This is a genomic window from Nocardioides palaemonis (assembly GCF_018275325.1).
Lineage (GTDB): Bacteria > Actinomycetota > Actinomycetes > Propionibacteriales > Nocardioidaceae > Nocardioides > Nocardioides palaemonis.
Window position 1 is genome coordinate 1273058 of the sequence record NZ_JAGVQR010000001.1, and the last position, 24526, is coordinate 1297583.

Here is a 24526-nt window from a genome sequence, read left to right on the forward strand (position 1 = left end):
AACCGGCCGAGCTCGCGCTTCGGATAGGACGTGGTTCCGCCCATCGATCCCCCGATCAGTCGTCTGCCGACCGATCTCACCACGCATCCAGCTCAGCCGGACGGAATTGACCCAACTCGAGTCTCCTCACGTCCGCCTGGCGAACCTGACGTCGCCGTTGGCAAGCCTCTCGGTCGAGAAGGCGGGGTCGTGGGCGCGATGGTGGTGGTGGGAGCAGAGCAGGACGCCGTTGGCGAGGTCGGTGGGGCCGTCGGCCGACCACGGCACCCAGTGGTGGGCCTCGGACCACGTGCCGGGGATGTCGCAGCCCTCGGCCCGGCAGGTGCGGTCGCGCAGCAGCAGCGCGCGGCGCTGGGCGGCGGTGAAGAGGCGCTGCGCGCGGCCGAGGTCGAGGACCTCGGAGGCGCCGCCGAGCACGGCGGGGAGGATCCGGGCGTTGCAGGCGAGCCGCCGGACCTCGCCCGCGCTCAGGTGCTCGCCCGCGCACGGGTCGTGGTGGGCGTCGCTCGGAACTGTCCCGGCGCCGAGCAGGTCACCGGCACCGATCCCGGACCTGAGCGCGTCGAGGTCGATGGTGATGACGATCGTGGTCGCGTCGCCGCCGTGGACCGGGAGCCGACCGGGGTCCAGGCACTCGAGCAGCTGGCAGAACGCCTCGCCGAGCCGCCGGGGGTAGGGGAGGCGGGCGACCGGGTCGTGCGCGGTCGCCCCGTCGTCGGGGTCGGGGTCGACGCGGGGGTCGCGGTCGACGCCCGCAGCGCCGAAGGGGGAGTCGTCGCAGCGCGGGTTGGCGAAGGCCTCGAGGTAGTGGGCGAGCCGCGTGGCAATGGCGTCGGGAAGCAGCGCCGACAGGCGGGTCGTGCCGTCGCCCTGGCGGCGCAGCGAGACGCGGGTGCGGCGTCGCGCCTCCTGCTCCTGCGCGGCGAGGCGCTGCGCCTCGGCCTCGTCGGCGACGTGCGGGGCCACGACCGACAGGATGTGGCGCCCGATGCGGGCGAGCTGCTTCGGGGCGAAGCGCGCCGCGTGTCCCACCAGGACCCGCTCCGCCTCGTCGACGACCTCCGCGGGCACCACGGCTGGCAGGTCCTCGAGGGCGCGGACGACGACGCGCGCCTGCGCCGGCGTCACGTCGCCCGCCCGCAGGGCAGCGCCCGCCTCGGGGCGACCGCGGTCGAGGGCGGTGGCGAGCCGCAGGTCGGCGCGCGCGTCCTCCGGGCGGAGGCGGGTCTCGTGGGCCAGCCAGTCCGCCGCGTCGCGCGCGCCGGTCTCCGCGGCGACGTCGGCGGCGTCGGCCATGACACGCAGGCGCAGCTCGGTGACGCGCGACTCGAGCCGCACGAGCTCACGCAGGGCGTCGGCCTTCTCGGTCGTCGACATGAACGTCGGGTTGGCGTCGACGACCGCTTTGAGCGCGTCGTCGATGAGGCCCGCGGTGGTGATGATCGGGTGGGTCACTGCGGCCTCCTCTCGACGACGGTCGATCGTGCGCGTGCACGGTCGAATCACGGTCGTCGCTCCTGGAGGCCCCCAGCTGGGGAGGCAATTACATGACCCTCGCGGCTCGCCTCCCCCCACCCCGGCATTCGACTACCCGGAAGTCTCGGAGACGTGAGGACCACGCTACGCCACTCACACACTTTTCGCAAGGGTGTTCGTAGCCTGTGCAGAGAGTGGCGCAGGCCAACGAGGCCCACGAGGCCCACGCTCGCGTCGCGATGACCGCTGCCGACCTAACCCTGGCGCCAGGGCGTCAGGTCGAGGCCCGGGTAGCGCTGCGCGACGCCCTCGAGCGTCTCGTCCGTCCAGTACGCGTGCCCCGGCTCGGGGAACCCGAGGAGAGCCAGCTCGCGGGGACCGGCCTGGTCGACGAAGGCGTACCAGTGGTCGTCGTGGCTGCGGTCGGCCCAGGCGTGGCGCTGCGCCCACTCCGCGGCAGCGGGCCGATAGCTGACGTGCATGGTGAACCGCGCGCCCCGGGGCTGCGTGATCGCCGATCCGCGGTGCACGGTCTGCGGCTGGAACGCCACGACCGTCCCGGGCGGCCCGGTCGCCGGGACCTCGAGCTCGTAGAGGTCCGGCCGTCCCGTCGAGACGAAGGCGTCGGCGTCGGCGTCGGCGTCGGCAGGGTCGGAGCGCGGGAAGAAGTTCGGCCGCGCCGGGAGCGCGTCGGTGACCTCCGAGCGGCGCACCATCCGCGGCGCCCCGAGCTCGACGGTCACCTCCGAGAGGAAGACGAAGACCTCGAGCTGGCGGAACTGCGGTGCGCTCGACGGCGTGAGGATCGTGTGGTTGAGGTAGTCGCGGTGCAGGTCCTGGTCGTAGTCGGCCGCACCCTCGTACTTCCCCCAGGCCTCGGCCGAGTAGAGGCGGACGTCCGGGGTGGCGAGCAGGGTCGTCGCGAGCTCGCGCATCGCCTCGCTGACGGGCACCCGGCTGACCGCGAGGCTGGCGAACGGGAAGGCGTCGATGCCGTCGAACCCGTCGCCGACGAAGCGCGCGTTGCGCTCCGGGTCGACGCCGTCGTGGAAGTCGTCCGCCGACGGGAAGAGGTCGCCGAGCCCGGCGACGGCCGGCTCGAGGACCTCGGGCGGGAGGTACGCCGGCAGCACCACGTAGCCGTCGTCGATCCAGGTCTGCCGCGCGCGGTCGAGGTCCATGCGTCGGTTCTACGCGCGCGGCGCGGGCGTGCGCACCCGAATTGTGGCCGTCGTCCTTGACAGGCAAGTGAGCACTTGCCTAACGTTCCGGCGTGGCCGACATCTACAAGGCGCTCGCCGACGGCACGCGCCGGGCCCTGCTCGACGAGCTGGTCGAGCGCGACGAGCAGACGCTGTTCGAGCTCTGCTCCCGCCTGGCGATGAAGCACGACCTGACCCCGACGCGCCAGGCGGTGTCGCAGCACCTCGACGTCCTCGAGTCGGCAGGGCTCGTCACGGTGGAGCGACGGGGTCGCTACAAGCTCCACACCATCGACACCACCCCGCTCGCCGAGATCGCCGAGCGGTGGCCCACCCGGAAGGCAGGCACGTGAAGCTCCAGACCATCAGCATCTTCGTCGACGACCAGCAGCAGGCGCTCGACTTCTACGCCGGCACCCTCGGCTTCGAGGTCACCGCGGACGTCCCGCTGGGTGAGCACCGCTGGCTCACGGTCCGGCTGGGGGACAGCGACGCCGCCACCGAGGTCTCGCTCGAGCCCAAGGGCCACCCCGCGGTGGCGCCGTTCACCGACGCGCTCGCCGCCGACGGCATCCCCTGGTGCGTGCTCGGGGTCGACGACATCGACGCCGAGCACCAGCGCCTCACCGCGCTCGGCGTCACCTTCACCCAGCCGCCGACCGACGTGGGCCCGGTCATCGTCGCGGTCCTCGACGACACGTGCGGCAACCTGCTCCAGCTGGCGCAGCGCACCGGCTGACCGGGCCAGGTCAGGTCGCCCGCTGGGAGCTCCCTGCCACCCCTGCGGCGATCAGCCCCTGCCCGGCCGTGTAGGTCGCCATCACGAACGCGTCGATCGCCGGCCGTGGTCGCGCCAGCACGAACGCCTGGGTCGCGAGCACGGTGTCCGAGACCACGAAGAGCGCGGTGCCGGCCCGCAGCGCCCGCTGCGAGGAGCGGGGGAGCGACCGGTCGACCAGCCGGGACGCGGCGAACATCGCGCTGAGGACCGTGGCGTACGCCGTGACCGGCGCGCGCAGCGACGGGTCCTGCCGCCCGGCCGCGAGTCCCATCACCGGCGCCGCGGCGGCCCACAGCGCGAGCGGGAGCCGGAGGTCGGACCAGCCAGGCTCGGGGTCGCGCACCGAGAGGAAGCCGGCGACGTAGGCCACGTGCGCGCCGAAGAACGACCCGACGCCGGCGAGGAACGCCCGCTCGCCGTCGCCGAGCAGGGCGACGTCGCCGCCCCACGACAGCCACTGCGCGGCCGTCGTCCTCCGCGCCAGCTGCGAGCCGTCGGCGTGCTCGGCGGACGCCCACGCCAGCGCAGGCATCAGCGCGGGCTTGAGGACGTACCTCAGGCGTCGCGCGGTCGGCCCGCGGCCGGCGGCGATGGTGTCGGCCACGGCGAGGGCGACGTAGGCGGCGGGGCGGACGAGGGCGCGGGCGCTGGGCACGGCGCCATCATGGGGCCGGACGCGGCGCGGGGCCAGACGCGCGGGTGCGGGGGATGCCGCAGCCGCGCCCGTACCATCGTCCCGTGACGACGTCCCCGAAGGCGCCGCCGCCCGGTCTGACCGTCGGCGGCTACGCGCTGCGCGCCCGCCTCGGCGAGGGCGGCATGGGCGTGGTCCACCTCGGCCAGAAGCCGGGGGAGCGACCGGTCGCGATCAAGGTGCTGCGCCCGCACGTGGTCGGCGACGACGAGGCGCGCCGTCGGCTGGCCCGCGAGGTGAGCTCGCTGAGCCGGATCCGCAGCCGCCGGATCGCGGAGATCGTCGACGCCGACCCGTGGGGCGAGATCCCGTTCGTCGCCACCCGCTACGTCCCGGGGCTCTCGCTGCACGACCACGTGCAGGAGGAGGGTCCGCTCGAGGGCGACGACCTGCTGTGGTTCGCCGACTGCCTCGCCGAGGCGCTGGACGCGGTCCACTCCGTCGGCGTCCTGCACCGCGACATCAAGCCGTCCAACGTGATCATGGAGGGCCGCACGCCGATCCTGATCGACTTCGGGCTGGCCCGCGTCGCGGAGGACTCGCGCATCACCATGAACGGCTGGCTGCTCGGCACGCCGGGCTACCTCGCTCCCGAGATCCTCCACGGCGAGGACGCCACCGCCGCGTCCGACGTGCACGCCTGGGCCGCCACGGTGGCCTACGCCGGCACCGGTCGCGCACCGTTCGGCCGGGGCCCGTCGGTGGCGATCATGGACCGCGTCCGCCGCGGCGAGCACGACCTGTCCGACCTCGACCCGGTCGTCCTGCCGCTCGTCGAGGACGCCCTCGCGCCCGACGCGGCCGACCGGCCGACGCTCGACGAGGTCCGCGACTGGCTCGACGAGCTGCGCCACGGCGACGCGCCGCGACCCCCGCGCACCGCGGCCCACCCGGTGACGCTGCCCTACGTCGCGGCCGCCCACCAGGCCGCCGCCGCGCCCACCGACGTCGCCACCCGCGCTCCCGGCGCCTCCACGCCGGTCCCGCCCGTCGTGCCTGCGGCGCCGCCCGGGGTCGTGGACGAGCCGGTGCACTGGTCGTCGGACTGGGACGAGCCGGACGTCCGGGACGACCCCTACGGTCCGCCCACCCAGGGGTGGGGCGAGGCCGGCACGCTGCCGCACCGGCAGACCCGCGTGCTGCCCGACGGCTCGACCGAGTGGGTCACCGACTACGGCGCACCGGAACCGGTCCCGGCCGGGGAGCGGCTGCGCCGCGGGCTGTCGCTGCTCGCGCTCGGCGGCGTGGTCGCCGGCGGCATCACCTACGCCCCCTACGTCGCGCTCGCGGTGCTGTTCGTCACCGCGTGGCTGCTGCGCAGCGGCTCGCTGGCGGCGAGCTCGGTCGGCAACCGGCGCAGCCGGCGCGGGGCGAAGTGGTACGACGGCATCCAGCTGCTGCTCGCGGCGCCCTGGCACGTCGTCGCCGGCCTCGGCGGCACGGTGCTGCTCCTCTTCTGGTGCGTCGGCATCACCGCGGCCGTCGGCCTGATCTGCTTCGCCGCGTCGGTCTCGCTGACCACCTCGCTCGGCGTCGTCGGTGCGGCCTTCGCGGTCGGGCTGTGGTGGGGGCCGGGCTCGGAGCGGCTGCGCTCACCGGTCCACCGGGTCGTCGACCCGCTCGCGCGGCGTGGCGTGGCCTGGCTGCTGGTCACGCTGCTCGTCGGCGCCCTCGGCTCCGGGCTGGCCGCGGCGGCCGCGGCGCAGGGACCGCGCTGGACGCCGTACGACGACGCGCCGCTCTCCGACGTCCAGCTGCCGCGCTGGTTCTGATCGGTCAGGGCTGGCGCCTGCCCGCGCACGCGATGCAGGTCCGCGCCGCCGGCAGCGCGTCGAGGCGCGTGTCGCCGATCGGCCGGCCGCACGCCTCGCACGTGCCGTAGGTGCCGGCGTCGACGCGGTCGAGCGCGGCGTCGAGCTCGGCGAGGTGGTGGCGCACCTGCGTGACGATCGCGCCGATCTGGGAGCGCTCGAAGGCGATCGTGTGGCCCTCGGGGTCGTGCTCGTCGTCGGCGTTGGAGTCCAGTGACGCGGCGACCACGGCGTCGAAGTCGCCGGTCAGGCTCGCCAGCCGGGCGAGCGCGTCGTCGCGCTCGGCACGCAGCCGCTCGCGCGCCGACTCGGGGTCGCGGGTGTCCACGACACCATCATGGGGCGGCCCACCGACAGTGGACCGTCCCACGGGCACGACGCGCCCGGCCTCAGGCCGGGTCGGACGCGAGGTGCGGGTAGTAGTCGCGGCTGCGACCGTCGCGGTCGAGCAGCGTCGCCAGCCGCAGGCCGGCCGCCTCGACGGTCTTCGAGCTGACCCACGCGAGAGCGATCGTCGGGATCGCGACCAGCACCGCGAGAGCGAGGAACGCCGGTCCCTGCTGCGGCTCCGGCGCCAGGCCGAGGTGCTTGACCAGGCGCAGCACCGGCTCGTGGATCAGGTAGATGCCGTAGCCGAGGCCACCGAGCCACGCGAGCGTCGGCTCGCTCAGCACGCGCGCCCACGGGCCGCGGTGCAGGACGATCGCGGCGAGCGCGACGCCCAGCGCGACGGCGTACATCGTCGGCCACCAGTGCGTGACCGCGGTCTCCGGGCGGGCGACGACCAGCGCGAGCAGCGCGGCGATGCCAACCGACGCCGTCATCCGGCGTGCGACGATGGACAACGTGATCTCGCGGGCGCTCAGCACCGCGAGGAACATGCCGACCGCGAAGCTGCCGGCCCGCGAGGCGGGGGAGAACCACGCGGACCAGTCGGTCATGTCGGGGTGGACGACGTGGATCATCAGCGCGTTGTAGGCCAGGCCCACGACGGCGAGCAGGGTCGGCGGGAGCACCAGCACCGCGGTGCGCGCCTGCGGCCAGCGACGCAGCGCCCACCGGATCACCGGGAACGACAGCGCGACCAGCAGGTAGAAGTGGAACTCCACGGCGAGGCTCCAGGCAGGCCCCGCGGTCCAGAAGATGTAGTCGTCGCTGTAGACGTGGGTGAACGTCAGGTGCAGGAGCAGGTCCTGCCAGTGGCCGGGGACCCGGTAGTTGGTCAGCGACCACACCACCAGCACCACCGTCAGGTAGAGCGGCAGCAGCCGGGCGGTCCGTCGCAGCAGCATCGCGCGACCCGACCGGGTCTCGCCGCCGGCGGCGACGGCCCGGGCGACCGGCAGCCAGAGCACCAGGCCCGAGAGCACGAAGAACATCTCGACGAACAGGTCGGTGCCGGTCATCAGCCGGTGGGCGAGGCCGTCCCACGGCCACGCGGAGTCGGATCCGCTGCGCATCGACTGGTAGGCGTGGAAGGTCACGACGCTCAGCGCCGCGAGGGCGCGGAGGGTGGTGAGGGGGAAGACCCGCCGGTCGTTCGACGCGGACCCCGACCCGGTGGGGCCGGTGTCGCGCTCGGGGGCGGGACGCGGACGTACGGTCAGGGTGCTCATGCGGCCACCTCCGGGGTGTCGGCAGAGGTCGAGGGGGAGGTCGAGGAGTCGTCGGCGGACGACGAGCCGGTGCTCGAGGCGGTCCGCGGGGTGACGACCCACTGGTGCTCGCCGCGCAGCTGCTTGAGGTGCGCGACGCGGTTCACCAGGTTCTTCGCCTCGGTGTAGACGAGCAGGTTGAGGATCGCGGCGGTGACGAACCAGCGCTTGTGCCGGCGCACGCTGGGCTCCGCCAGGCGGTACGCCGCGAGCGTCTGCAGCGGGCCGGACACCGTCACGAACAGGGTGATCAGGACGAACAGCGGCGTCGACATGTCGAGCCCGCCGTCGCGCCAGGCGAGGAAGCCGAGCAGCGGCCACGCGGCCAGCGAGACCCACGGGTAGACCTCGCGCCAGCCGAGCAGGTAGGTCAGGCCGAGGCGCTGGCGCACCGACAGCTGCGGGTTGCGCAGCAGGGTCCACAGGTGGCGGACCGAGACCTGGAACCAGCCCTGCGCCCAGCGCATCCGCTGCTTCCACAGCGCGCCGACGCGGTCGGGGGCCAGCTCGTAGGACACGAGCCCGGGGTCGTTGACGATGCTGCCGCCGGCGTCGAGGGTCCGCATGGACGCCTCGATGTCCTCGGTGAGGAACGAGCCGCGCAGCCGGATCCGCTCGAGGGCGGTGGCGCGCCAGTAGCCGTTGGAGCCGCCGAAGATGCCGAAGCCGTGCAGCGCGGCGCGGCCCGGGTGGGAGACGGCGTAGACCTGCTCGAACTCGACCGCGACCAGGCGGGCGAGCGCGGAGTCCTCGCCGTTGCGGATCACGCAGTGGCCCTGGACCACGTCGTGGCCGTCGGCGATCCAGCGCCAGGCCCGCTCGAAGGAGCCGTCGGCCGGGTGGTGGTCGGCGTCGAAGATGCCGATCAGCTCACCGGTCGCGACGCGCAGCGCGGCGTTGACGTTCTGCGCCTTGGAGGTCGAGTCGGGGACCCGCAGCACGACGAGGTCGTCGTGGCGCTCCTCGAGCGCGGCCAGCTCGGCCTCGACCGGCAGGTCGACCGGGGTGTTGTAGGCCAGCACGACCTGCAGCCCACCCTCGTACTCGTGGGCGACGAAGTGCTCGACCGTCTCGAGGATGGTGTCGCTCTCGTTGGGCAGGTACGCCGCGATCACCGCGGTCGCCCGGGGCGCCGGGCCCTCGGGCCGGGCGGGGAGCTTGGGCGGGGTGAAGGCGTGCGACACCTCGGCCCAGATCGTCAGCGCGGTGATGCCGAGCGCGACGACGAGGGTCCAGTAGAGCGGGGTGCTGACGTCGATGCCGACGCGGTAGAGCGCGACCATCGCGAGGAACGGCAGCGCGATGCTGCCGACGGTGGCCCAGACGCCCTGGCGCCAGGCGGTCCAGCCGGAGATGCGCGGGTTGCGGGCCTTGACGTGGGCGCCGTCCTGGCGCGGCTGGAGGTCGCGCTGGCGCAGCGACTCGGTGGCCGCCTCGGCGGCCGCCTTCGCGGCGGCCTCCGGGTCCTGCTTGCGGGTGATCGGCGACCAGCCGACGCCGAGGTCGACGACGCCGTCGGTGCGGTGGAGCCGGTCGAGCACCTCGAGCGCGAAGTACGCCATCTCCTGCAGGCGCACCGGTCGCGCGGCGCGGTCCTCACGGCGCAGCTGCAGCAGCAGCCGGCCGTTGGGCGTCGCCGAGATCAGCTCGCCCGGCTTGAGGCGGGCGGTGAGCAGCTCGGCGGCGCGCTCGATGACCTCGCGCGGGGCGCGCGTGTGGTCGGTCGGGTCGTCGGTGTCGGTGCTCCAGACCGGGTCGATCACCGCGACGATGCGGCGCCGGGTGGCCCGGTCCAGACGGGAGGGCGGGGTCAGGATCTCGCGCCGCCCGACGACGGCGCCCGTGGTGCGGGGCCGGTCGAACGGCGTGCTCGGAAGACTGCGGGGGAGGGTGGTCACGGAAGTCCTTCTCATCGAGATGTGGTCGGTGAGTGCGTCTGCGTGAGCCGCGGGTCCGGTCGGGATCCCGGGTGGGGATCCGCCGAACGAAGCCCTCGACTGTTCCGAAGTCGGTGGCGTGATCGCAACTCGAGGACCGCGTTCCGGCGGTGAGCCGGGTCACGGGCGCGATAGCCGGACGGAGACGTCCGACAGGCAGGCGTGAGGACGGGCTGGGCGACCGGATCGCGAGATCCGCGTCTCATCCCCGGTGACTGGTGGCACCATCGGTGTCGTGAGCACCACCTCGATCTCCACGATCATCATTCGCTAGCGCGACGGGACCACCCGCCGCGCCGACCTCCTGCACCCCAGGAGGTCTTTTCGTTTCCGCACCACCCGACCCGGACAGACACGAGAGAAGACCGATGGACCTCCACGGCGCGTTCCACGTCTACGACACGACCCTGCGCGACGGCGCCCAGCAGGAGGGCCTCAACCTGTCCGTCGCCGACAAGCTGGCCATCGCGCGCCAGCTCGACGGCCTCGGCGTCGGCTACATCGAGGGCGGCTGGCCGGGCGCGAACCCCAAGGACACCGAGTTCTTCCGGCGCGCCGCCGAGGAGCTCGACCTGCGCCACGCGCGGCTCGCGGCGTTCGGCGCCACCCGTCGCGCGGGCGTACGCGCCGCCGACGACCCGCTCGTCGCCGCGCTGCGCGACTCCGGCGCCGGAGTCGTCACCCTCGTCGCCAAGTCGCACGACCGGCACGTCGAGCTCGCGCTGCGCACCACGCTGGAGGAGAACCTCGCGATGGTGCGCGACACCGTCACGCACCTGCGCGAGGAGGGGCAGACGGTGTTCCTCGACGCCGAGCACTTCTTCGACGGCTACCGCGCCAACCGGGCGTACGCGCTCGAGGTGCTGCGGACCGCAGCCGAGGCCGGTGCCGAGGTGGTGGCGCTGTGCGACACCAACGGCGGGATGCTGCCCGACTGGGTCTCCGACGTGGTGCTCGACGTCATCGAGACCACCGGGACCCGCGTCGGGATCCACGCCCACAACGACTCCGGCTGCGCGGTCGCGAACTCGCTGGCCGCGGTCGCCGCCGGCGCGAGCCACGTCCAGGGCTGCATCAACGGCTACGGCGAGCGCACCGGCAACGCCGACCTGGTGACCGTCGTCGCCAACCTCGAGACCAAGCTCGACCGCTCGGTCCTGCCCGAGGGCCTGCTGCGCGAGGCGACCCGCATCGCGCACGCCGTCGCGGAGGTCACCAACGTGCCGCCCGCCTCGCGCCAGCCCTACGTCGGCACGTCGGCCTTCGCCCACAAGGCGGGGCTGCACGCCAGCGCGATCAAGGTCGACCCCGACCTCTACCAGCACCTCGACCCGCTGGTCGTCGGCAACGACATGCGCCTGCTCGTCTCCGACATGGCCGGTCGGGCGTCGATCGAGCTCAAGGGCCGCGAGCTCGGCTACGACCTGTCCGACGACAGGGAGCTCGTCACCCGCGTCACCGACCGGGTCAAGGCGATGGAGCAGCGCGGCTACACCTTCGAGGCCGCCGACGCGTCCTTCGAGCTGCTCCTCGCCGAGGAGGTCGAGGGCGCGCGCCCCTCCTACTTCGACGTCGAGTCGTGGCGGGTGATCACCGAGACTCGCACCGATGGCGAGGCGATCTCCGAGGCGACGGTGAAGTTGCGAGCTCCTGGCGCGGAGCTAGCGAGGCGACAGGAAGAGGCGAGCAGGTTGAGGGGGCTCGGCTCGGACGCGCCAGCGGACGAGCGACCCGTCTCGAAACCGGTGGCGGAGGGCGTGCGCTACGTCGTCACCGGGGAGGGCAACGGCCCGGTCAACGCGCTCGACGCCGCGCTGCGCGAGGCGATCGGGCAGGCGTTCCCGGAGGTCGCGAAGTTCGAGCTGATCGACTACAAGGTCCGCATCCTCGACCCCTCGCTGCCCGGCGGTCACGGCACCGACGCCATCACCCGCGTGCTGATCGAGACCAGCGACGGCGAGTCGTCGTGGGTCACCGTCGGGGTCGGCGCCAACGTGATCGAGGCGTCCTGGGGCGCGCTGGTCGACGGGCTCACCTTCGGATTGCGCCGCCACCACCGCTGACCTCGTCTATCTTTCGGGCGTGAGCGACTCCTCGTACGCCCCGGCAACCCGGTCCGTGGGCCCGGCCGACCGGGTGGTGACGGTCCTGCTGATGCTCGGCCTCGCCGTGCTCGTCTTCATCGGCTCGGTCTTCGGGCTGCTGACCGCGATGGCATCCGACGGCTGCACGACCGACACCTGCAACGACACGCTCATCGGCGTGGGCGTGTTCACGTCCGCCGGGGCGCCGGTCGTGGCGTTCCTCGTCGCGCTGGTCTGGATGATCGTGCGGTGGGCGCGCGGGCGGCGGACGTGGTGGGTGCCGCTGGCGGGTTTGGTGCTCGGGATCGCCGGCTGGTTCGCCGGCGCGATGATCACCTTCAGCGCCGTCGGCTGAGCCTCACCCCTCGACGACGCGCCGCACCAGGTCGTCCCAGCCCGCCTCGATCCGCTCCAGCGGCAGGTGCTCGTGGGTGACCTGCTGGTCGAGCACGACCATCTCCAGCGGCGCGAGCAGCGCCGTGGCGAGCATCAGCAGGTCGCCGCGCACGCCGAGCTCGCCGAGCAGGTGGCGCACGTGCATGTTGACGAACGACACCGCGGCCGTCGAGCGCGCGCCGGGGCGCCCGGCCGCCGCGATCAGGTCGGCGTGGGTCAGATTGGTCCGCAGCCGCGAGTGGCCGAAGGCCAGCAGCCGCTCGAGCGGCGGAGCGCCGGGGCCCAGCGGCGGCGGACCGGAGATCACGCTGGCCTGCCAGGCCGTCTCTGACTCGTTGAGCACCGCGGCCATCAGTCCCTCGCGGGTCTCGAAGCGGCGGAAGACCGTGCCCTTGCCGACACCGGCCTCGGCGGCGACCGTGTCCATCGTCACGCAGCCGACTCCCCGGGTCTCCACCAGCCGGAGCGCGGCTGCGAGGATGGCCTCGCGGTTGCGGGCCGCGTCGGCGCGCTCCGGGGCCGGCTCGTCGGCCAGCGGGAGCAGTCGGGTCACGCGCCCCACCCTAGGCGCGGAAAAAGTTCCGCGGCACGGGAATAGAAGCGGACCACGGTCCGTTTAGCCGGTCATGACTACTGACAAGCAGACCCGTGTCGCCGTCCTCCTCGGCTCCACCCGCGCCGGTTCGCTCAACCGCCGCATCGCCGAGCACCTGCGCGACAACGCCCCCGCGGGTGTCACCGTCGACGTCGTCGAGGGCCTCGACGCCGTTCCGTTCTACAACGAGGAGATCGACGGCGACACCGTGCCCGCCAGCGCCTCTTCGCTGCGCCAGGCCGTCGCGTCGGCCGACCGCGTCCTCGCCATCACCCCGGAGTACAACGGCACCATGCCGGCGATCCTCAACAACGCCATCGACTGGCTCTCGCGGCCCTACGGCCAGGGTGCGATCGTGGGCAAGCCGTTCGCCGCGATCGGCGCGACGCCCACGCCCTACGGCGGCAAGTGGTCGCACGAGCACGCCCGCCACTCGGCGTCCATCGCCGGTGCCGTGGTCGTCGACGGCATCGTCGTCGACGTCGCCGCGGTCGAGGGTGACCCGCTGACCGACGAGGCGAAGGTCGAGGAGCTGCTCGGCGCGCTCGACGCGCTCGTGGCGCACGAGGCCGAGGTCGCCGCCTGACGGTAGCGTCGGCAGCATGGTGCTGCACGACCTGACCGCGCTCGAGCAGGGCGACGCCGTACGCCGCGGCGAGGTGTCGCCGCTCGAGCTGGTCGAGCACTACGCGACGCGCGCCACTGATCCGACTCGTGACGACGTGGGCGCGTTCGTCACCACCACCCACGAGCAGGCGCGCGACCACGCACGCCGACTCACCGAGGCGGGCCGGCCCGACGGGGCCGGCCCGCTCTGGGGCGTCCCGACCGGCATCAAGGACCTCCACCCCACGGCCGGCGTCCGCACCACGTTCGGCTCGGCGGCCTACGACGACTTCGTCCCCGACGAGTCCGACGAGCTGGTCCGCACCGTCGAGGCCGCCGGGATGCCGAGCCTGGGCAAGACCAGCACGCCCGAGTTCGGATCGCCCTGCTACACCGAGCCCGACGTCGCGCCGCCGTCGGTGACGCCGTGGGACACCACGCGGACGGCGGGCGGGTCGTCCGGGGGAGCGGGCGCCGCGGTCGCCGCGGGCCTGCTGCCGCTCGCGCCGGGGTCCGACGGCGGCGGCTCGATCCGGATCCCGGCCTCGTGCTGCGGCCTGGTCGGGTTGAAGCCCACCCGTGGCCGGGTGAGCGGAGCGCCGATGTACGGCGACCCGACCGGTCTCGCCACGCCCGGCACCCTCGCCCGCACCGTCCGCGACGCGGCCGCCCTCCTCGACGTGCTGGAGGGCCGACGCGTCGGCGACCCGTTCTGGGCACCGGCCCCGACCACGTCGTTCTTCGACGCCTGCGACCGCGAGCCGGGCCGGCTGCGCGTGGCCCGGTTCGTCACGCCGGTCATCGCCGACGTCGACGTCCACCCGTCGTCGGTGGCCGCGTGGGAGGACGCCTCGCGGCTGCTCGCGTCGCTCGGCCACGAGATCGAGGACGTCCCCGTGCCGATCCCGCGCGACGCGGTGGCCGACTTCGAGACCTGCTGGGCCGTCCTCACCGCCCTCTCGCCCGCACCTCCGGGCCGCGAGGACCGGTTGCGCCCGCTCACCCGCTGGCTCGGCGACCTCGGCCGCCAGGTCAGCGGACCGGAGTTCGGCCTGGCCATCGGCCGGATGCGCCGCCACGCGGCGGCCGCGCTCACGGCGCTGGCGGCCTACGACGTGGTCCTCACGCCGACCCTCGCCCGGCCGCCCGCGCTGGTCGGCGAGCTGCGCGACGACGCGGACCCCGCGCGCGACTTCGCGAACCAGAAGGCGTTCACCCCGTGGACCAGCGCATGGAACGTCACCGGCATGCCGGCCGTCTCGCTGCCGCTCCACTGGACCGACGACGGGCTGCCCGTCGGTGTCATGCTCGCCGCGCGGCCGGCCGAGGAGGAGCTGCTCCTCTCCGTGGCCGCCCAGGTCGAGCAGGCCGCTCCGTGGGTGGACAGGCACCCGCCCGGCTGGTGATCGATCAGTCGCCGATCCCGCGTGCGTGCAGCGCGTCGCCGGACTCGTGCGCGCGGGCGACGACCCGGATCACGAAGGGGGAGAGGTAGGCCCGCGGGTTGCGCTCCAGTCCGCGCGCGCGGGCCGCGTCGCGCGTCTCGTGGGCGATGGCGATCGTGCCCGGCAGCGCGCCGATCGTGAGCGCGACCGCGAGGGCGACCCGGTCGGGGTCGACGCCGACCACCCGCAGGGGGCGGGCCCAGCGGGCGAGGGCGTCGACCATCTCGTTGACCGACGTCGTCGCGGTGAGCGAGAGCGCCGCGAGGCCGAGGCTGAGCAGGTCGAGGAACGTCTCGGCTGCCTTGGCGCCGCCGTACCACCACCACTGGAACGCGCTCGCGACCGCGGCGAGCACCAGCACCCCGCGCGCCGCGCGCCAGACCGACCGCAGCGGCACCCGTGCGAGCGCGGCGAGGAGCAGCGTGACGGCCAGGAAGACCGGTGCGGCTCGCACGTCGCGGACCACCACGATCGCCAGGCTCAGCGCGGCGAGCCCGAGCACCTTGGCGCCGACCGGCGCGCGGTGCAGGACGGTGTCGCCCGGCTGGTGGAGCCCGGCCATCAGGTCGCTCATCGGGCGTCGACCAGGTCGGTGTAGTGCACGATCGCGTCGTCGGGGGTCCCGTCCGCGACCACCCGACCGCCGTCGACCACGAGCACCCGGTCACAGCGCGCGGCGAGGTCGAGGTCGTGGGTGACCAGCACCAGCTGCTGCTCGAGGCCGAGCAGCGTGTCGCCGATGCGGCGGGTGTTGGACCGGTCGAGCAGCGTCGTCGGCTCGTCGGCGACCACCACCGCCGGCGAGGTCGCCAGCACCCCGGCGATGGCCAGCAGCTGGCGCTGGCCGCCGGAGAGCGAGTGGACCGAGTCGTGCGCGTGGTCGGCGAGGCCGTGCGCGGCGAGGACCTCCATCGCCCGCTCGCGCCGCTCGGCCGCGTCCGGGACCGAGCGCCGCAGCGACAGCTCGACGTCCTCCACGCAGGTCGGCATGACCAGCTGGGCGGCCGGATCGGTGAAGCAGAAGCCGACCCGCCGCCTGACGGCTGCGCCGTCACGGACCACGTCGAGGTCGTCGACCAGGACGCGCCCCGACGAGGGCCGGACCAGCCCGTTGACCATGCGCGCGAGCGTGGACTTCCCGGAGCCGTTCGCGCCGATGACGCCGATGCGCCACTCGGTGAGGTCGAGCGTGGTCGGGGCGAGCACCTCGCGCTCGCCGCGGCCGGGCAGCGGGACGCGGAGTCCCGCCGCCTCGAAGCGGATCGCGGTCACCTCAGTCGCGGTGCAGGAGCTGCGGGAACGCGCGGTGCACCTCGGCGGCGATCATCGCGACCAGCGACGTCTTGACCAGGTCGCCGATCCAGAACGGCATGTCCCACGACGCCGCCTGGCGCCAGGACACGTCGGCGTAGAGCTTCATGCCGGCGATGCCCAGGGTGTGGATCACCAGCACGCTCGCGGCGAGCGAGCAGAAGAACACGACGATCGCGCGGGTGCGGCGCTCGCGGGCGACGTACTGGACGAGAAACCCGCCGAGGGCGGCCGCCAGCGGGAAGGACAGGAGGTAGCCGCCGCTGATGCCGGTGAAGACGCCGATGCCCGACGAGTGCTCCGCGAAGACCGGGAGGCCGACGGCGCCGAGGGCGAGGTAGAGCACCACGGCCGAGAAGCCGCGCACCGGGCCGAGCACGCAGCCGGCCAGCATCACGGTGAGCGTCTGGAGGGTGATCGGCACGCCGGCGCTGCCGATCGGGATCGCCCCGACGTAGGCGCTGGCGGAGATGAGCGCCGCGAAGGCGGCCACCAGGGCGATGTCGCGCGACGGCGACGACGACCCGCCGCGGGCGGAGGCACCGGTTCCGGGCGACGTCTCGGACTGGGTGGTGGCGGTCATCGGCATTCCTCGCGGGGGATCGGACCTGAACGCCGTTCAGGCTGAACGGTGTTCAGGTTAGGGTGGGCGCGAACGCCGCGTCAACGCGGTCCGAGGAGCGGGAGGGTGTGGCGTGGCCCACAGGCGCCGGGACGTGCTCGACCACGCGGTGGCGCTGCTCGACAACCACGGACTCGCCGCGCTCACCATGCGTCGCCTCGGCTCCGAGCTCGGGGTCCAGCCGAGCGCGATCTACCACCACTTCGCGAGCAAGCAGGCGCTGCTCGCCGCCGTCGCCGACGAGGTGCTCGCCCGCGGCGCCCGCCCGCGTACGGCGGTCGCGTGGGACGACCGGCTGCGCGAGGTCTGCACCGAGCTGCGCCTCGCCATGCTCGCCTGCACCGACGGCGCCGACGTGGTCGCGACCGTGTGGGCCTTCGGCCTCGGTGCGGCCGGTCCGGTGACCGAGCTCGAGAAGGTGCTCACCGACGCCGGCGCGTCCGAGGAGCTCGCGGCGGTCGCGGCCCGGACGCTCCTGCACTACGTCTTCGGCCACGCCTTCGAGGAGCAGACCGCCCGGCAGGCGGTGGGGCTCGGCGCGGTGGAGCGCTCGCTGGAGTCGCTGCCCGACTTCGACCTCGGGCTCGACCTGGTCGTCGACGGCCTCCGCTCCCGCCTCGCCTGAACCTGTCCTCGATCCGCCCGTCGGCTGGGTATCTGGGGACGTTCTGGGGGTTCGGAAAGCCCTGTCGCCCACCAGAACGTCCCCAGATACCGGGCTCGGTCAGGCGGACGGGTCGACGTCGGCCCCGTGCAGCTCGGCGAGCAGGACCGCGCCGGCCACGTCGAGCCGGGTCCTCTTCAGCCTCGCGGCGGCCAGGTCGACGCCGTCGAGGCTGGCGCCGCGGAGGTCCGTACGGTCGAGGGTGGCGTCGCGCAGCACGGCCCGGTCGAGCCGGGCGTCGGCGAGCACGGTGAGGGTGAGGTCGGTCATCGACAGGTCGGCCTCGCGCAGGTCGACGCCGGTGAGGTCGAGGCGCGCCAGGCTCCCGCCCCGGACCGTCACCCCGAGCCAGGACCCGCCGGTGACGGTGAGCGGGCGCAGGGTGCACTCGGCGAAGGTCGAGCCGACCAGCTTGCAGCCGTCGAGGGTGGCGTCGAAGAACGACGTGCGCCGGAAGTCGCAACCGACGAACGCCGTCGCGGTGTGCGTGGAGGCGTTGAACCTGCCGCCGTGGAAGGTGCACCGCTCGAAGACGGCGCCGGAGGTGGTGGCCTCGGAGAGGTCGACGTCGGTGAACGTGCAGTCGGTGAACCGGGCGGCGCCGAGGTCGTCGCCGTACCAGTCGTCGCCGCGGAAGTGCTGGTCGGTGGCGTTCTGGGGCTCGGTCACGCCGGACACCGTATCCGCGCGGCGACGGCTAGGGTCTTCCCGTGATCGCGTCCCACCTCCACCGCTTCATCTTCCTCAAGACCCGCAAGACGGCGGGCACGAGCGTGGAGATCGCGCTGTCGCAGGTGTGCGGCCCCGACGACATCATCACCGAGATCAGTCCCGAGGACGAGGCGCTGCGCGCGGCCGCCGGCGGCCGCGGACCGCAGAACTTCCAGTCGCCGCCGCTGCCGCGCAAGGCCTACAACCACATGGGCGCCAAGGCCACCCGTGACCTCGTCGGCGCCGACGCGTGGCGCGACTACTTCACCTTCGCGATCGAGCGGAACCCGTGGGACGCGGTCGTGTCGCTCTACTTCTGGAAGTACAAGGACCGCCCGGAGCTCCCGGACTTCGAGACCTACGTCCAGGAGATCTGGATCGAGCAGCTCTCCAACAACCGTCGGCTCTACCGGATCCGCGGGAAGATGGCCCTCGACCGGGTCCTGCGCTACGAGAACCTCGACGCGGAGCTGACCGACGTCTGGCAGCAGCTCGGCCTGCCCGGTGAGCCGGACCTGCCGCGCGCGAAGGGCAACGCCCGCCCGGCCGGCCACTACCGCGAGCTCTACACCGACGTCTCGCGCCAGCGGGTCGCCGACGTCTTCGCCGACACCATCGAGGCCTTCGGCTACGAGTTCTAGGCCGGCACCGCCGCGAGCACCCGGTCACACTCGGCGAGCAACCGCGCCCGCAGCGGTGCGCCCCGCTCGGCGAACCCCCTCTGTGCCTCGACGTAGGCCGCCTTGCCGGCGCTGGTCTCGATCCGCACCGGCTCGAACCCGAGGTCGGCGAGGTCGTACGGCGAGGCGCGCATGTCGAGCACCCGGATGTCGCGCGCGAGCTCGAAGCAGTCGGCCACCAGCTCGCTGGGGACCATCGGGGTGAGCCGGAAGGCGTGCTTGTAGAGGTCCATCCCGGCGTGCAGGCAGCCCGGCTGCTCGAACGCGGGTCGGTCGTCGCGGCCGGGCTGGAGGGTGTTGAGCGGACGCGCGGTCGGGGTGAAGAAGCGGAACGCGTCGAAGTGCGAGCACCCGATCCGGTGCGACTCGACGACCTCGTCGGTGCCGGCCGGGCCGAGCCGCAACGGCCAGTCGTGGCGGGTGCCGTGCTCCACCGAGCGGTGGACCATCGCCCACTCGTGCAGGCCGAAGCAGCTGAGCTGTGGTGCCCGCGCCGCGGTCGCGGCCAGCAGGCCGCGCAGCTGGCGCAGCAGCCGCTGCTGGGAGACGACGTACGCCGTCGTCACGGCGACCGGGTCTCGTGACGGGCGCGGGGCGTCCTCCTCGACCAGCGACACCGGGCCGTAGCCCTTGAGGGCGGCGTGCTCGGGCGCGTCCTCGAGCGCGACCCCGGCGCCCGGGTGCCAGCGCCGCAGCTGGGCGGGGCGCTGGGAGTAGTAGGTGAAGAGGAAGTCGTGGACCGGGTGCTTCACCTGGTCGGCGCGGCGGGCGAGGTGGGGCGCGACCAGCGCATCGACCCGCGCGGCGTGCGCCTCGTCACGAGCGCGCCACGTGTCGCGCGAGAGCACCTCCATGACGCTTGACTCTAGAGAGGGCCTCGGACGGGCGTCGGGTGGGGGAGCGTGTGCCACAGCACCACCGCGGACGTCCGCGCCGGTCTCGATGCGCTGGGGCGTGCGGCCGCTCGATAGTCTCGGCGCATGCGCATCTGCAGGTTCAGCACGGGCGAGGAGCCACGCTTCGGCGTCGTGACCGGCGAGGTCGACGAGCACGGCCAGCCGGCCGAGGACTCGGTGGTGGTGGCGCTCGCGGGCGACCCGCTCTACGTCGGGGTCAAGCTGCTCGAGGAGGAGCACCGGCTCGCCGACGTACGCCTGCTCGCGCCGGTGATCCCGCGCAGCAAGGTGGTCGGTATCGGCCGCAACTACGCCGCCCACGCCGCCGAGCTCGGCCACGACCTGCCCGCCGAGCCGCTGATGTTCCTCAAGCCCAACACGACGGTCGTGGGGCCGGGCGACCCGGTCTACTACCCGTCGCAGACCAGCGACCTGCACTACGAGGGCGAGCTGGCCGTCGTGATCGGCCGGATCTGCCGCGACGTCCCGCCCGAGCAGGCCACCGACGTGATCTTCGGCTACACGATCGCCAACGACGTGACCGCGCGCGACCTGCAGAAGTCGGACGTGCAGTTCACCCGCGCGAAGGGCTTCGACTCCTTCTGCCCGCTCGGCCCCTGGATCGAGACCGACCTCGACCCGCAGGCATTCGCCGACGGGCGCGAGGTGCAGACCTACCTCAACGGCGACCTCGTCCAGGACGGCTCGACGTCCGACATGATCTTCGACGTGCCGACCCTGGTCGCCCACGTCTCCTCTGTGATGACGCTGCTCCCGGGCGACGTCATCCTCACCGGCACCCCCGAGGGTGTCGGTCCGATGCAGGTGGGCGACGAGGTCGAGATCTCGGTCGCCGGCATCGGATCCCTGGCCAACCCCGTCGCGAAGAGGAACTGAGCATCCCGATGACCACCCCCGTCCGCGTTCGCTTCTGCCCGTCCCCGACCGGCTCGCCCCACGTCGGCCTCGTGCGTACGGCCCTGTTCAACTGGGCCTTCGCGCGCCACCACGGCGGCCAGATCGTCTTCCGGATGGAGGACACCGACAAGGAGCGCAGCACCCGGGAGTCCTACGACGCGATCCTCGAGCTGTGGCGCTGGCTGGGCCTCGACTGGGACGAGGGCGTCGAGGTCGGCGGGCCGCACGGGCCGTACCTGCAGAGCGAGCGCGGCGACATCTACCGCGACGTGCTCGACCGGCTGCGCGCGTCGTCCTACACCTACGACTGCTACTGCCGCAACGAGGAGGTCGACGCACGTCGCAAGGCGGCCGGCTCCAAGGTGCAGGGCTACGACGGCTTCTGCCGCGACCTCTCCGACGAGCAGCGCGACGCGTTCGTGGCCGAGGGCCGGGCGCCGATCGTCCGCTTCCGGATGCCCGACGGCTCGATCACCTGGGACGACGCCGTCCGCGGCGACATCACCTTCGAGACCGAGAACGTCCCCGACTACGCGCTCTCGCGCGCCAACGGCGACCCGCTCTACACCCTGGTCAACCCGGTCGACGACGCGATGATGCAGATCACCCACGTGCTGCGCGGTGAGGACCTGCTGTCCAGCACGCCGCGCCAGCTCGCGCTCTTCGAGGCCTTGGTCGAGCTCGGGATCGCGACGAGCGTGCCGGTCTACGGCCACCTGCCCTACGTCATGGGCCAGGGCAACAAGAAGCTCTCCAAGCGCGACCCCGAGGCGCACGCGCTGGCCTACCGCGAGCAGGGCTTCATCCCCGAGGGCCTCCTCAACTACCTCGCGCTCCTCGGCTGGTCGATCGCCGGCGACCGCGACGTGTTCTCGATGGCGGAGATGGTCGAGGCGTTCGACATCAAGGACGTCAACCCCAACCCCGCGCGCTTCGACCTCAAGAAGGCCGAGGCGATCAACACCGCGCAGATGCGGCTGCTGTCGCTCGACGAGATCACCCACCGCGCGCTGCCGTTCCTCAAGGAGGCCGGCGTCGTCGGCGACCCCGTCTCCGACGCCGACGCGCAGCTGCTCGAGCTCGCGATGCCGCTGGTCGGCGAGCGGATCAACAAGCTGGGCGAGGCGGTGCCGATGCTGGGCTTCCTCTTCGTCGACGAGGCCGACTTCGAGCGCGACCCCGACGACGCCGCCAAGGCGTTCGACGAGCAGGGACTCGCGGTCGTGCAGGCCGCCCACGACGCGCTGGCGGACGTCCACGAGTGGTCCACCGCCTCGATCGAGGAGGCGCTGCGGGTCGCGCTGATCGAGGGCATGGAGCTCAAGCCGCGCGTCGCCTTCGGCGCGGTCCGGGTCGCGGTGAGCGGCAAGCGGGTCAGCCCGCCCCTGTTCGAGTCGATGGAGCTGCTCGGGCGCGACCGCAGCCTGGCGCGGCTCCGGTCCGCGCTCGGCTGAGGGGCGTACGCCGTGGCCGCGCCGCTCAGCCCCGACTTCCGACCGCAGTACCACCAGCTGCACCGGGTCGGCCGGCCCGGCGTGTGGCGCTCGCTCGTGGGCTCGGTGCTGGTGCTGGTCCTCGTGTTCGCCCTCGTACCGCTGCTGGCGGGCCTGGTCGCGTTCGCGCTGCTGATGGCGACCGGCCGCGACGCGGCCAGCGCGCAGGCCGCGCTCGACGTGACCCAGGAGGCGACGCCGACCGGGCTGGCGCTGCTCAACGTGGTGATCGCGATGGCGATCCCGGTGACCTTCCTCGTGACGTGGTGGCTCCACCGGCTCAAGCCGCGCTGGGTGTCGTCGGTCACGCCGCGCCTGCGCTGGCGCTACCTCTTCGCCTGCCTCGGGGTGTCGCTCGTCGCGCTGCTCGCCTCGCTGCTGGTCGGGATGCTCCTGCCGCTGGCGCCGGGCGAGGCGCCGGTCGGGCAGGTCAACGAGTTCACCACTCGCACCCGCGACTTCCTGCTCGTGATCCTGCTGCTCACCCCGCTCCAGGCGGCGGGGGAGGAGTACCTCTTCCGCGGCTACCTCACCCAGGCCTTCGGCTCGCTGATGTGGGGACGACGCGCCTCGCAGGCTCTCGCCGTGCTCGGGCCGGCCTTCATCTTCGCGCTGTTCCACGGCCTGTCGCAGGACGTGCCGGTCTTCTTCGACCGGTTCGCCTTCGGCGTGGTCGCGGGCATCCTGGTGATCCGCACCGGCGGTCTCGAGGCGGGCATCGCGATGCACGTGCTCAACAACTTCCTCGCCTTCGGCCTCGCCCTTGCGTTCGGTGACCTCACCTCCGCGCTCAACGCGACCGGCGGCAGCAGCTGGTGGATGATCCTGTCCACGCTGACCCAGTCGCTGGTCTACCTCGCGCTCGCGTCGTGGGTGGCGAAGGCGATGGGCCTGGTCAACGAGGGACCGCCGGTCGGGGGCGCGCTGCCGCCGCCGACGGGGCGCCCCGAGTTGGTCGGCCAGCCACCTCGCGTGTAACGTTCGGGTCCGGTTCCCCCGGGAACCGCGTGGGTGGTCGGAGACGATCCGATACCCCCATGGGGTATGGTGTAATTGGCAACACGGCTGATTCTGGTTCAGTTGTTCTAGGTTCGAGTCCTAGTACCCCAGCAAGATCCGGGCCCTCGGGCCAGGATTTGGAGCAGCACTCCGGCACCGCTAGAGTTTCGCTCCGTTGCTCACCAGAGCAGCACTGCAAGCCCCCGTTGTGTAGCGGCCTAGCACGCCGCCCTCTCAAGGCGGTAGCGCCGGTTCGAATCCGGTCGGGGGTACAGCACAGAGAAGCGGCCCTGACCAGCGGAAACGCTGGGAGGGGCCGCTTCGTCGTTGTCGGGCGACATCGCTTCGGGCAACGCTCGGGCAACACGAAGCAACACATCGCGACGCTGTCTGGCGTTCTCGCGTGCCCGGTCCATCGCCTCCCCCACCTCGTCGAGCCGGTCCTCGAACAGGTGGCCGTAGGTGTCGAGCGTCATCGTCGCCGAGCTGTGCCCGAGCATCTGCTGGACGACTTTCACGTCGGCCCCGCTGGCGATCGCCAGGCTGGCGGCGGTGTGCCGGAGCTGGTGCGGGTAGAGATCCGGGACCCCGATGACGCGCGCGGCCGCCCCGAAGGCCGTGCGGAACGTGCTGACCCGCAGCGGCTGGCCGTTGCGGATGCCAGCGAAGACGAGGTCATCTGGTGCTTTGTCGGCCACGTGGTCGGCCAGCTCGGCGACCAGGAAGCGGGGGATCGGCACTTCGCGACGATCGTGGGTCTTGGGGGTGCCCCACACCAGCCCCTGTCCCTGAACCGGCGTCACGGACTCGGCGATGACGGCACGGTGGCGTTGCAGGTCCAGCCGGGCGACGCGCAGTGCGGCCATCTCTCCGAATCGCACTCCGGTGTAGGCCAGGAAGAGCACGACGAGCCGGTAGGTCTCGTTGGTGCGAGTGTCGAGGCTGCTGAACTTGCTCGCCCCGGCCGGGTAGCCGGTTGCCGTGGCCAGGTCATCGACCTGGTCGTGGGTCAGGTAGCGGTGCTCGTGCTTGACGGTCCGAGGCAGGTTGACTCCGGCGGACACGTTGCGGACCAACCGGCCGTCCTTGACCGCGAGGTCGAGCACCAAGCTGAGCACGCGATGGATCTTGTGGACGGTGGCGGGGGAGTGTGAACCTGCGAGGTCGGTGATCCAGGCCTGGACGTCGCCGTGGGACACGTTGGCGAGCTTCACCCGCCCCCACCGCGGCTGCAGGTGCTTGCTGATGATCCCGGCGTACCGGGATCGGGTGGTCGGCTTGAGATGCGTCTGCCCCGCGAGCCACTGCTCCGCCCAGTCGCCGAGGGTGATCTGGGAGAGAGACGGGTCGACATAGGTGCCCACGACCTTGGCGTTCTCGACCCCAGCCAGGAACCTCTGGGCGTCGACCTTTCGGGCGAAGGTCTTGTTGCGCTGGGCGCCCGCGGGCGTGCGGTAGTGCGCCCGCCAGGATGTTTGGCCGTCCCGGACCCGCTTCTGGATGCTGGCCATGGGCTCATCGTGCCCACGTGGACGAGCGACTGTCGACGC

Annotated in this window: 24 protein-coding genes, 2 tRNA genes and 1 pseudogene; 14 read left to right on the forward strand and 13 right to left on the reverse strand. The window is 72.9% G+C overall.

Going from position 1 to position 24526, the window contains the following annotated elements; all coding sequences use genetic code 11:
* Positions 1 to 126 precede the first annotated feature (126 nt).
* Positions 127 to 1455: an HNH endonuclease signature motif containing protein gene (locus KDN32_RS06200; protein ID WP_307853768.1), complete on the reverse strand. Its 1329-nt coding sequence runs from the start codon at positions 1453 to 1455 to the stop codon at positions 127 to 129.
* 275 nt (positions 1456 to 1730) lie between these two features.
* Positions 1731 to 2657: a phytanoyl-CoA dioxygenase family protein gene (locus KDN32_RS06205; protein ID WP_211731183.1), complete on the reverse strand. Its 927-nt coding sequence runs from the start codon at positions 2655 to 2657 to the stop codon at positions 1731 to 1733.
* Between the two features lie 92 nt (positions 2658 to 2749).
* On the opposite strand from KDN32_RS06205, the gene KDN32_RS06210 reads away from it, so the two are divergent.
* Both KDN32_RS06210 and KDN32_RS06215 read left to right on the forward strand, forming a co-directional pair.
* Positions 2750 to 3031, forward strand: coding sequence for an ArsR/SmtB family transcription factor (locus KDN32_RS06210; protein WP_211731184.1), 282 nt, complete (start codon positions 2750 to 2752; stop codon positions 3029 to 3031).
* On the forward strand, positions 3028 to 3417 hold the full coding sequence (locus tag KDN32_RS06215) for a VOC family protein (protein WP_307853769.1): 390 nt from the start codon (positions 3028 to 3030) through the stop codon (positions 3415 to 3417). The genes KDN32_RS06210 and KDN32_RS06215 overlap by 4 nt, the downstream gene beginning before the upstream one ends.
* 10 nt (positions 3418 to 3427) lie before the next feature.
* Here KDN32_RS06215 and KDN32_RS06220 read toward each other — a convergent pair whose 3' ends face one another.
* A complete protein-coding gene (locus tag KDN32_RS06220) occupies positions 3428 to 4114 on the reverse strand; it encodes a lysoplasmalogenase (protein ID WP_211731185.1) in 687 nt (228 codons plus the stop codon).
* A gap of 83 nt (positions 4115 to 4197) precedes the next feature.
* On the opposite strand from KDN32_RS06220, the gene KDN32_RS06225 reads away from it, so the two are divergent.
* Positions 4198 to 5925, forward strand: coding sequence for a serine/threonine protein kinase (locus tag KDN32_RS06225; RefSeq protein ID WP_211731186.1), 1728 nt, complete (start codon positions 4198 to 4200; stop codon positions 5923 to 5925).
* Positions 5926 to 5929: 4 nt separating this feature from the next.
* On the opposite strand, the gene KDN32_RS06230 is transcribed toward KDN32_RS06225, so the two are convergent.
* From KDN32_RS06230 to KDN32_RS06240, 3 genes are all read right to left on the reverse strand, one after another.
* Complete coding sequence (locus KDN32_RS06230) at positions 5930 to 6292, reverse strand: TraR/DksA family transcriptional regulator (protein WP_211731187.1); 363 nt, start codon at positions 6290 to 6292, stop codon at positions 5930 to 5932.
* Between the two features lie 61 nt (positions 6293 to 6353).
* Entirely contained in the window at positions 6354 to 7580 is a 1227-nt protein-coding gene (locus KDN32_RS06235) for an acyltransferase family protein (RefSeq protein ID WP_211731188.1), read from the reverse strand.
* Positions 7577 to 9517: a glycosyltransferase family 2 protein gene (locus KDN32_RS06240; RefSeq protein ID WP_211731189.1), complete on the reverse strand. Its 1941-nt coding sequence runs from the start codon at positions 9515 to 9517 to the stop codon at positions 7577 to 7579. Before KDN32_RS06240 ends, KDN32_RS06235 begins: the two co-directional genes overlap by 4 nt.
* A 407-nt stretch (positions 9518 to 9924) precedes the next feature.
* Between KDN32_RS06240 and cimA the strand changes: the two genes are divergently transcribed.
* The gene (gene cimA, locus KDN32_RS06245) at positions 9925 to 11619 is read left to right on the forward strand and encodes a citramalate synthase (RefSeq protein ID WP_211731190.1); all 1695 of its coding nucleotides are present in this window, start codon (positions 9925 to 9927) and stop codon (positions 11617 to 11619) included.
* Positions 11620 to 11638: 19 nt separating this feature from the next.
* A complete protein-coding gene (locus KDN32_RS06250) occupies positions 11639 to 11995 on the forward strand; it encodes a DUF6264 family protein (RefSeq protein WP_211731191.1) in 357 nt (118 codons plus the stop codon).
* 3 nt (positions 11996 to 11998) lie between these two features.
* On the opposite strand, the gene KDN32_RS06255 is transcribed toward KDN32_RS06250, so the two are convergent.
* Positions 11999 to 12589: a TetR/AcrR family transcriptional regulator gene (locus tag KDN32_RS06255; RefSeq protein ID WP_307853771.1), complete on the reverse strand. Its 591-nt coding sequence runs from the start codon at positions 12587 to 12589 to the stop codon at positions 11999 to 12001.
* A 73-nt stretch (positions 12590 to 12662) separates the two neighbouring features.
* Here KDN32_RS06255 and KDN32_RS06260 point away from each other — a divergent pair, with 73 nt between their 5' ends.
* Positions 12663 to 13217 (forward strand): NADPH-dependent FMN reductase, encoded by a 555-nt coding sequence (locus KDN32_RS06260; protein WP_211731193.1) that lies wholly within the window; start codon positions 12663 to 12665, stop codon positions 13215 to 13217.
* 16 nt (positions 13218 to 13233) lie between these two features.
* Positions 13234 to 14643, forward strand: a complete 1410-nt coding sequence (locus KDN32_RS06265; protein ID WP_211731194.1) for an amidase — start codon at positions 13234 to 13236, stop codon at positions 14641 to 14643.
* Between the two features lie 4 nt (positions 14644 to 14647).
* Here the strand turns inward: KDN32_RS06265 and KDN32_RS06270 are convergent, their stop codons facing one another.
* From KDN32_RS06270 to KDN32_RS06280, 3 genes are read right to left on the reverse strand one after another with little or no spacing between them, the layout of a single operon-like run.
* Positions 14648 to 15256, reverse strand: coding sequence for an energy-coupling factor transporter transmembrane component T family protein (locus tag KDN32_RS06270; protein ID WP_211731195.1), 609 nt, complete (start codon positions 15254 to 15256; stop codon positions 14648 to 14650).
* Entirely contained in the window at positions 15253 to 15954 is a 702-nt protein-coding gene (locus tag KDN32_RS06275) for an energy-coupling factor ABC transporter ATP-binding protein (protein ID WP_211731196.1), read from the reverse strand. Before KDN32_RS06275 ends, KDN32_RS06270 begins: the two co-directional genes overlap by 4 nt.
* 1 nt (position 15955) lies before the next feature.
* Positions 15956 to 16576, reverse strand: a complete 621-nt coding sequence (locus tag KDN32_RS06280; RefSeq protein WP_249216369.1) for a biotin transporter BioY — start codon at positions 16574 to 16576, stop codon at positions 15956 to 15958.
* 112 nt (positions 16577 to 16688) lie between these two features.
* Here KDN32_RS06280 and KDN32_RS06285 point away from each other — a divergent pair, with 112 nt between their 5' ends.
* Positions 16689 to 17240 (forward strand): TetR family transcriptional regulator, encoded by a 552-nt coding sequence (locus tag KDN32_RS06285; RefSeq protein ID WP_211731198.1) that lies wholly within the window; start codon positions 16689 to 16691, stop codon positions 17238 to 17240.
* Between the two features lie 99 nt (positions 17241 to 17339).
* Here the strand turns inward: KDN32_RS06285 and KDN32_RS23230 are convergent, their stop codons facing one another.
* The gene (locus KDN32_RS23230; RefSeq protein WP_211731199.1) at positions 17340 to 17948 is read right to left on the reverse strand and encodes a pentapeptide repeat-containing protein; all 609 of its coding nucleotides are present in this window, start codon (positions 17946 to 17948) and stop codon (positions 17340 to 17342) included.
* A gap of 41 nt (positions 17949 to 17989) precedes the next feature.
* Between KDN32_RS23230 and KDN32_RS06295 the strand changes: the two genes are divergently transcribed.
* Positions 17990 to 18631, forward strand: a complete 642-nt coding sequence (locus KDN32_RS06295) for a sulfotransferase family protein (protein ID WP_211731200.1) — start codon at positions 17990 to 17992, stop codon at positions 18629 to 18631.
* Here KDN32_RS06295 and KDN32_RS06300 read toward each other — a convergent pair.
* Positions 18628 to 19524 carry a 3-methyladenine DNA glycosylase gene (locus tag KDN32_RS06300; RefSeq protein WP_211731201.1) on the reverse strand — a complete coding sequence of 299 codons (897 nt, stop codon included), beginning with the start codon at positions 19522 to 19524 and terminating at the stop codon, positions 18628 to 18630. The genes KDN32_RS06295 and KDN32_RS06300 overlap by 4 nt on opposite strands.
* A gap of 126 nt (positions 19525 to 19650) precedes the next feature.
* Between KDN32_RS06300 and KDN32_RS06305 the strand changes: the two genes are divergently transcribed.
* From KDN32_RS06305 to KDN32_RS06325, 5 genes are all read left to right on the forward strand, one after another.
* Positions 19651 to 20463: a fumarylacetoacetate hydrolase family protein gene (locus tag KDN32_RS06305; protein WP_211731202.1), complete on the forward strand. Its 813-nt coding sequence runs from the start codon at positions 19651 to 19653 to the stop codon at positions 20461 to 20463.
* A gap of 8 nt (positions 20464 to 20471) precedes the next feature.
* The gene (gene gltX / locus KDN32_RS06310) at positions 20472 to 21938 is read left to right on the forward strand and encodes a glutamate--tRNA ligase (protein ID WP_211731203.1); all 1467 of its coding nucleotides are present in this window, start codon (positions 20472 to 20474) and stop codon (positions 21936 to 21938) included.
* 12 nt (positions 21939 to 21950) lie between these two features.
* Positions 21951 to 22955, forward strand: a complete 1005-nt coding sequence (locus tag KDN32_RS06315) for a CPBP family intramembrane glutamic endopeptidase (RefSeq protein ID WP_211731204.1) — start codon at positions 21951 to 21953, stop codon at positions 22953 to 22955.
* Between the two features lie 60 nt (positions 22956 to 23015).
* A tRNA-Gln gene (locus KDN32_RS06320) sits at positions 23016 to 23087 on the forward strand.
* An 88-nt stretch (positions 23088 to 23175) separates the two neighbouring features.
* A tRNA-Glu gene (locus KDN32_RS06325) sits at positions 23176 to 23248 on the forward strand.
* Positions 23249 to 23482: 234 nt separating this feature from the next.
* Here the strand turns inward: KDN32_RS06325 and KDN32_RS23510 are convergent.
* A pseudogene (locus KDN32_RS23510) lies at positions 23483 to 24487 on the reverse strand (tyrosine-type recombinase/integrase); the annotation flags it as partial.
* Between the last annotated feature and the right edge of the window lie 39 nt (positions 24488 to 24526).

Coding starts and splice junctions, on each gene's coding strand:
- KDN32_RS06205 (WP_211731183.1), bottom strand. CDS start 2,657: ATGGACCTCGACCGCGCGCGGCAGACCTGGATCGACGACGGCTACGTG.
- KDN32_RS06235 (WP_211731188.1), bottom strand. CDS start 7,580: ATGAGCACCCTGACCGTACGTCCGCGTCCCGCCCCCGAGCGCGACACC.
- cimA (WP_211731190.1), top strand. CDS start 9,925: ATGGACCTCCACGGCGCGTTCCACGTCTACGACACGACCCTGCGCGAC.
- KDN32_RS06260 (WP_211731193.1), top strand. CDS start 12,663: ATGACTACTGACAAGCAGACCCGTGTCGCCGTCCTCCTCGGCTCCACC.
- KDN32_RS06265 (WP_211731194.1), top strand. CDS start 13,234: ATGGTGCTGCACGACCTGACCGCGCTCGAGCAGGGCGACGCCGTACGC.
- KDN32_RS06270 (WP_211731195.1), bottom strand. CDS start 15,256: ATGAGCGACCTGATGGCCGGGCTCCACCAGCCGGGCGACACCGTCCTG.
- KDN32_RS06280 (WP_249216369.1), bottom strand. CDS start 16,576: ATGACCGCCACCACCCAGTCCGAGACGTCGCCCGGAACCGGTGCCTCC.
- KDN32_RS06300 (WP_211731201.1), bottom strand. CDS start 19,524: ATGGAGGTGCTCTCGCGCGACACGTGGCGCGCTCGTGACGAGGCGCAC.
- KDN32_RS06305 (WP_211731202.1), top strand. CDS start 19,651: ATGCGCATCTGCAGGTTCAGCACGGGCGAGGAGCCACGCTTCGGCGTC.
- gltX (WP_211731203.1), top strand. CDS start 20,472: ATGACCACCCCCGTCCGCGTTCGCTTCTGCCCGTCCCCGACCGGCTCG.